Origin of the sequence: Nocardioides sp. (genome assembly GCF_050699375.1) — a bacterium.
In the GTDB taxonomy this organism is placed as follows: Bacteria; Actinomycetota; Actinomycetes; order Propionibacteriales; family Nocardioidaceae; genus Nocardioides.
The window spans coordinates 22,527-29,459 of sequence record NZ_JBOHDN010000236.1 but is presented as its reverse complement, the minus strand read 5'-3'; the positions used below and the strand labels follow the sequence as shown (position 1 = coordinate 29,459).

The 6,933-nt window shown below is 67.8% G+C and carries 5 protein-coding genes; all 5 read left to right on the top strand.

Going from position 1 to position 6,933, the window contains the following annotated elements; genetic code table 11:
• The first annotated feature begins 466 nt into the window (after positions 1–466).
• The 5 genes from ACRDPS_RS17435 to ACRDPS_RS17415 all read left to right on the top strand — a co-directional run bounded on the left by ACRDPS_RS17435 (position 467) and on the right by ACRDPS_RS17415 (position 6,930).
• On the top strand, positions 467–2,428 hold the full coding sequence (locus tag ACRDPS_RS17435) for a M3 family metallopeptidase (protein WP_431502926.1): 1,962 nt from the start codon (positions 467–469) through the stop codon (positions 2,426–2,428).
• Between the two features lie 205 nt (positions 2,429–2,633).
• Complete coding sequence (locus tag ACRDPS_RS17430) at positions 2,634–3,947, top strand: mechanosensitive ion channel (protein ID WP_431502925.1); 1,314 nt, start codon at positions 2,634–2,636, stop codon at positions 3,945–3,947.
• A 177-nt stretch (positions 3,948–4,124) separates the two neighbouring features.
• A complete protein-coding gene (locus tag ACRDPS_RS17425) occupies positions 4,125–4,982 on the top strand; it encodes a PadR family transcriptional regulator (RefSeq protein ID WP_431502924.1) in 858 nt (285 codons plus the stop codon).
• Between the two features lie 204 nt (positions 4,983–5,186).
• Positions 5,187–6,122, top strand: a complete 936-nt coding sequence (locus ACRDPS_RS17420; protein ID WP_431502923.1) for a hypothetical protein — start codon at positions 5,187–5,189, stop codon at positions 6,120–6,122.
• Positions 6,123–6,276: 154 nt separating this feature from the next.
• The gene (locus ACRDPS_RS17415; RefSeq protein ID WP_431502922.1) at positions 6,277–6,930 is read left to right on the top strand and encodes an SIMPL domain-containing protein; all 654 of its coding nucleotides are present in this window, start codon (positions 6,277–6,279) and stop codon (positions 6,928–6,930) included.
• The last annotated feature ends 3 nt before the right edge of the window (positions 6,931–6,933 follow it).

Sequence of the window (6,933 nt, the reverse complement as noted above, 5' to 3'; positions counted from 1 at the left end):
TGGCCGCAGGAGGTCCACCGGTTCCCGGACCCGAGTCGCTTCGAGGAGTGAGACCCGACGCTTCGCCGGATCTCGGCGGCGAAGGCACGCCGTGGGGTGATCTGTTGGGTGCGAGCGGGCAGCGCGGTCACCCGCGGCCCATGCGACTGTGGCAAGCAAACACGCCATATGGCAGGTTTGTTTCCAAATGGTGTGAGTTCCTGCCACACTTGCGGCCCGTGTGCTTGCCCGCGCCGACCCTGGCATGGGTGGCGAGCTGAGCAAGTTGGTCCGTCTCAAGCCCGGTGCCCATTACGGGTCGACCTTCATCTCGAACGAGGACGTCTCCCGAGCGCTTCGGGCCGCGCGAAAGCTGGTAGACCGTGCGGCTGACCTCACCCGCGGAACACTCGGCGGCCGTTAGGTCGTGTCCGCGAACGAAAATTCGTTCGCCTGGGACGGGACTTCTCGTGGCACGCTTGCTCGCATGAGTACGCCTCCGCCTTCTGCGCCCGAGCCGTCTGCGCCCGAACCACTGGCCCTGCCCGAGACCGAAGCCGCGGAGGGCTGGGTCAAGGAGCGTACGTCCGCGACGCTGACCCGCGTGCGGGAGCTGGCCGAGCAGTTCAGGACGGCGCCGCCGAGCCAGGCGCTCGACGTGCTGAGGGCCTGGGACGAGCTCTCGCTCGAGCTCGGCTCGCTCGGTGGGCTGGCCGGGCTGCTCTCCAACGTGCACCCGGTCGAGGCGGTGCGCACGGCGTGCGAGGACACCGAGGTGGAGGTCGACCGGCTGCGCACCGAGCTCACCCAGGACAAGGCGCTCTACGACGTCTTCGACCAGCTGCCTGCCCAGCAGACCGGCGCCCTCGACCCGCTCGCCGAGCGGCTCCTGGAGAAGACACTGCAGGACTTCACCCGTGCCGGCGTAGACCGTGACGATGCCACCCGTGCTCGGCTGACCGAGATCAACGAGCGGCTCACCGCGCTCAACCTGGAGTTCTCCCGGGTGGCCAGGGACGACGTACGCATCACCACGGCCACTCCCGATCAGCTGGACGGGCTGCCGCCCGACTGGCTGGAGGAGCACCCGGTCAACGAGAAGGGGCTCGTGGAGATCACCACCGACTACCCCGACGCGCTTCCCGCGCGGATGTTCGCCAAGGACCCCGCGGTCCGTCGCGCCGTCACGGTGGCCGGGCTGGAGCGCGGCTGGCCGCACAATGACGAGGTCCTGAAGGAGATGTTCGCGCTGCGTCACGAGCTGGCCAACCTGGTCGGCTACGACGACTGGCCCGCCTTCGACGCCGCGGTGAAGATGATCGGCGACGGACCGGCGATCCCGGAGTTCATCGACAAGATCACCGGCGCCGCCGAAGGACGGATGAAGCGCGACCTCGAGGTGCTGCTCGACCGCTACGCCCGGGATGTCCCGGGGGCCAGCGCGGTCTCGTCGGCCGACGTGCTCTACTACGAGGAGCTGGTGCGGCAGGAGAAGTATGACGTCGACAGCCAGGTGGTGCGTACGTTCTTCGACTTCGCCAAGGTGCACCAGGGGCTCCTGGACTTGACCGGACGGCTCTTCGGGCTGCGCTACGAGCCGGTCGCCGATGTGGTCACCTGGCACGAGGACGTGAGCGTCTTCGACGTCTACCCGCAGGACGGCGACGAGCATCTTGGTCGCATCTATCTCGATCTTCACCCCCGTGAGGGGAAGTACAAGCACGCCGCACAGTTCGACCTCGCCACCGGCGTGAGGGGGCGCCAGCTGCCGGAGGGCGTGCTGGCCTGCAACTTCTCCCGCGGCCTGATGGAGCACCACCACGTGGTGACCCTGTTCCACGAGTTCGGCCACCTGATCCACCACGTGCTCGGTGGGCAGGGCGAGTGGGCGCGGTTCTCCGGGGTCGCGACGGAGTGGGACTTCGTCGAGGCGCCCAGCCAGATGCTCGAGGAGTGGGCCTGGGACGCCGACGTGCTGCGGACCTTCGCCACCAACGCGGCCGGCGAGCCGATCCCGGCCGACCTGGTCGCGAGGATGCGGGCCGCCGACGATTTCGGCAAGGGCTACCAGGCGCGGCAGCAGATGTTCTACGCGGCGATCTCCTACTGGTTCCACCGGGAGCGGCCCGAGGATCTGACCAAGCGGTTGGAGGAGCTGCAGGCGGCGTACTCGCCCTATCCCTACCTCGACGGCACCCACTTCTTCGCCAACTTCGGCCACCTCGGCGGCTACTCCTCGGGCTACTACACCTACATGTGGTCGCTGGTCATCGCGAAGGACCTGTTCAGCGCCTTCGACCGTGACGACCTGTTCGACCCCGAGGTGGCCGGCCGCTACCGCGATCTCGTGCTCGCCCGCGGCGGAGAGAAGGACGCCGCCGACCTGGTCGCCGACTTCCTCGGCCGGCCCTACTCCTTCGATGCGTACGCGGCCTGGTTGGCGACCTAGTTAGACAGCGTTTCGCCGCGTTCGCAGCGGAAGTCGTTGGATTGTAAATGATCGAATTATTTGCGTCTGTTGGAGCGCCAAACTTGCGCTCTGCCTCCATCTGGACGAACGTCTCTGGAAGCAGAGGTGCCTGTTGCGCGCATCACTCGGACTGCTCGTCGATCCCAGGCACCTTGTCAACTGAACCCTATTGAGGGGAGAGACAATGGATGCCATAAAGGACATCGACTGGGTGGGTCTCGGTGGCAAAGTGGCCGCCGCGATCGTCATCCTCCTGGTCACCTGGATCATCGCCAAGATCGTCGCCTGGGCTTTCGCCAAGCTGACCTCGAAGATCTCGGTGCTCCAGAAGGCCGGAAATGATGGGGACACCATCGGCAAGAGCCTCGGTTCCGTGGCTGGTCTGCTGGTGTGGCTCTTCGGTCTGATCGCGCTGTTGCAGCTGTTCAACCTGACCGCGGTGCTGTCGCCGATCCAGGGCCTGCTCGATGGCGTGCTGGGCTTCCTGCCCAACCTCATCGGCGCGGTCTTCGTCTTCATCGTCGGAGCGCTCGTCGCCAAGGTCGTCCGCCAGCTCGTCGAGACCGCTCTCGGCGCGGTGCCGTTCGACAAGTGGATCGGCAGCGGGAGCAAGCTCTCCGGCCAGGTTGACAAGTCGGTCGGCGTGGACGCCGCGGGTGAGCCGTACGACGCCCCGGCTCCGTCCTCGGGCACGGCCGCGCAGATCGTCAAGGTCATCGGCCTGGTGCTCTACGCGATGATCATGATCGTGGTGGCGATCGCCGCTCTGCAGATCCTCGGGATCAGCTCGATCTCCGAGCCTGCCGAGGGCATGCTCAACATGATCCTGGCAGCGATCCCGAAGCTCATCGCCGCCGCGATCCTGCTCGGCATCGGCGTGGTCATCGCCAAGTTCGCCGCCGACATCCTGGGTCAGCTCGTCGACGGGCTCGGCTTCGACAACGCGCTCCACTCGATGGACGTGCTGCCGCAGGGGCAGAGCGCGACCCCGATCGTCACCAAGGTGGTCCAGATCGGCATCGTCCTCTTCTTCGCCGTGATGGCGGCGCAGATGCTGGAGTTCCCGCAGATCACCGCGTTCATCGCCGAGGTGCTCGAGCTCGGTGGCAAGGTCGTCTTCGGTGGCGCGATCATCGCCGCCGGTGTCGTGATCGCCTCGGTGCTCGCGAAGATCGTGCCCGGATCCGCCTCGCAGATCCTGAAGTACGCCACGATCGTGCTGTTCGTCGCGATCGGGCTGAAGTTCATGGGTCTGGCCGACTCGATCATCAACCTCGGCTTCGGCGCCGTGGTCGTCGGTGGAGCCGCTGCCGCGGCGCTCGCCTTCGGTCTGGGCGGTCGTGACGCTGCCGCGAAGCAGCTGGAGAAGATCCAGGCTGAGGGTGGGGGTGCGCGTTCGGCGACTGCGCCGGCCGCTCCGGCTGCCCCGGCCGCACCGCCGGCGGGTCAGAACCCGCCGACCGGTCAGAACCCGCCGCCCCGGGCGCCTGGCGTCTGATCGCAGCCACGGCCCTCAGGGTCTGAATCAGGGAACCCCCGGTCGCATTTCGGTGCAACCGGGGGTTTCCTTCTATCTGGCTTGAACGGCCTCTGGTTTCGGCGTAAGATCACGATATATCGCGAAGGAACGCGATACTAGTCTTCAGACCTGAGTCTTCTGAAAGTGAGAAACCCGATGACGTACAACAACAGCAACCCTTGGGGTGAGTGGATCGACCAGATGAGTCGAGAGTTCGGCAAGGGCGGCCCGCGCCGCTCCCATGGCTGGCAGGGTGGTCCCGGTTGGGGCGGACCTGGCTGGGGTGGCCCTGGCGGCCCCGGTTGGCAGGGCGGCCACGGTCGCGGTCGTGGACCGGCCGGTCCGCCGCCGTGGATCTCGGCGCTGCTCGGCTTCGAGAACCAGCCCCCGCAGCGACCCGGTCCCCGGGTCCGTCGTGGGGACGTACGCTCCGCGATCATCTACGTGCTCGCCGAAGCGGCCGAGCAGGCCCAAGTGATCAATGGCTACCAGGTCATCCAGCAGATCTCCGAGCGCAGCTCGGGTGAGTGGCGCCCGAGCCCCGGCTCGGTCTACCCGACCATCCAGCAGCTCGAGGACGAAGGGCTCGTCGAGTCCGACGACGAGCACGGTCGCCGGGCGATCCGGCTGAGCGAGGCGGGCAAGACCTACGCCGCCGAGCACGGTGACGAGCTCGCGGCCGTCTGGATGCCGTTCGACAAGGCTGCCGACAACGCCCGTGCCCAGGGCCGCGGCGGCCGCGGCCAGGGAGTCGGCGACCTCGCCGGCTTCGGGATCCTCGGCGGCGAGCTCGCCCAGGTCCTCCCGGCCGTGTGGCAGCTGGCCACCTCCGGTACCGACGCCCAGCGCCAGGCCGCCGCCGACATCCTCGCCGACACCCGCCGCAAGCTCTACGGCCTCCTCGCCGCCGGCGACGACGAGACCATTCCTGGTGACGGGGCAGTCACCGCCGAGCAGATCGACGAGGTCGAGGAGCACGAGGACAACGACCCGGGCTCCGACCCGAAGCCCTGACCCGCGCACGGCACTTCCCCACGCCAAAGTAGGTTCCCCACGCTCCGGAGCGTGGGGAACCTGCTCATATGTGGGGGACCGTCCTCGTTCGTGGGGAGAGACGGCGGGCCAGTTGCCATCCACACCCTGTGCTCGGGGTCGGGTTATCCACAGGTCTCCGATTCGTGCTTCTGTCGGAGCTGCCCGCACGCTGATGCTGGTGCCATGAGGTCACTGCGCCAGATCACCAAGACGGCCGGGTTCTTCACGCGCACCGAAGCTCTTGCCGCCGGCTGCACCATCAACGACATCCGCACGGCGGTGCGACTCGGTGAATGGCACCGCTTGCGCAAGGGCGCGTATGTCTTCGGCGACGAGTGGGCGCCGCTCGAGGGCGCCACCCGCCATTGGCTCCGTACGCGGGCGGCGGTTCGGACGCTCGGCGACAACGTTGCCGTCAGCCATGCGAGTGGGGTGATCGCGCACTCCATCGACGACTGGCAGCTGGACCTGACGCGGATCCACGTGACTCGGCTCGATGGGCGGTCGGGGCGGATCATCGGCGACGTGGTGCAGCACGAGCGGGGCAAGGGCGACGTCGAGCTCCGCAACGTCGCCGGAGTCCGGGTGCTCGATCCGCAGCGGTGCGTGCTCGAGGCAGCCGTTCACCTCGACCCGGAGGCAGCCTTCTGTCTCTTGGAGTCCGGGCTGCGTTCGAAGCAGTTCGGCCGCGCCGACCTGGAGACGACGTACACCGCGCTGCATGCCCGGCATCGGATGGGCCGGCTGCAACCCCTGGTCGCGAAGGCTGGTTCGCAGTCTGGGTCGGTCGCCGAGTCCCGTGGATCGTGGATTTTCGACCAGGCCGGGTTGCCCCGGCCGGAGCAACAGTGGGAAGTGCTGCGCGCGGACGGCAGCCTCGTGGGCGTGGTCGACTGGGTCTGGCACGAGTGGCGACTGATCGTGGAGTTCGATGGCAAGGTCAAATACTCCGGCAAGTTCGGTCAGACCGGCACCGAGGCGCTCTTCGCCGAGAAGAAGCGTGAGGACGAGATCCGTGAGCTCACCGGCTATCGCATTCTCCGCCTGACCTGGGCGGACCTGGCCAACCCCGCGGCCATCGTCGCCCGCATCCGCGCGATGTCCCGCGCGGCGAGTTGATGCCCCACTCCTGCGAAGAACTCCCCATTCGTGCGGACGTTCCCCACCCTCCGGAGCGTGGGGAAGCTCCACAGGGGTGGGGGAATGTGCGGAGGGGTGGGGAGCTTCGCGAAGCGGGCCACCGGCGGCGGGCGCGGAGCGTACGGTGACTGGCGTGAGCGAGATCCTGATCAAGGTGCGTGGGTCGCACAGCGTCGAGGTGCCGCCGGAGCGTGGGGTGGTGCACGCGGAGGTGACCTTCGACGGGCCCGCGCCGGAACCGGTGATGGAGCTGCTGCGACACGGGGTTCAGCAGGTGCGAGACGAGCTGGCGCGCCTGGACCATGAGGGTGCCGTCGACAGGTTCGTCGTCCAGCGGGCGCGTACCTCTGCTGAACGGCCCTGGCACAAGGACGGCAAGCAGTTGCCGCTGGTGCACCGCGGGGCGGTCGGACTGTGGGTGGAGTTCACCGACTTCGACGAGCTGGCTGTGTGGATCGGTCGGAGCGCCGCGGGCGAGGGGCTCACCGTGAGTGGCGTCTCCTGGCAGCTGACCAAGGAGAGCCGCCTGAAGGCCGAGCGTGAGGTGCGGCAGGAGGCGGTCCGCCAAGCCAAGGTGCGCGCCCAGGACTACGCCGACGCGCTCGATCTCGGCCCGGTCTCCGTGCGAAGCATCAACGATGTCGGTGTCAGCAGGGAGCGCCCGCTCGCGATGCAGGCGAGTGCGCCGGTGGCTGACATGGCCTACTCGGCGCCTGAGCTGGCCTTCGACCCCGACGACATCACGATCTACGCCGAGGTCGAGGCGGAGTTCACGGCCGGGTCCTGACCG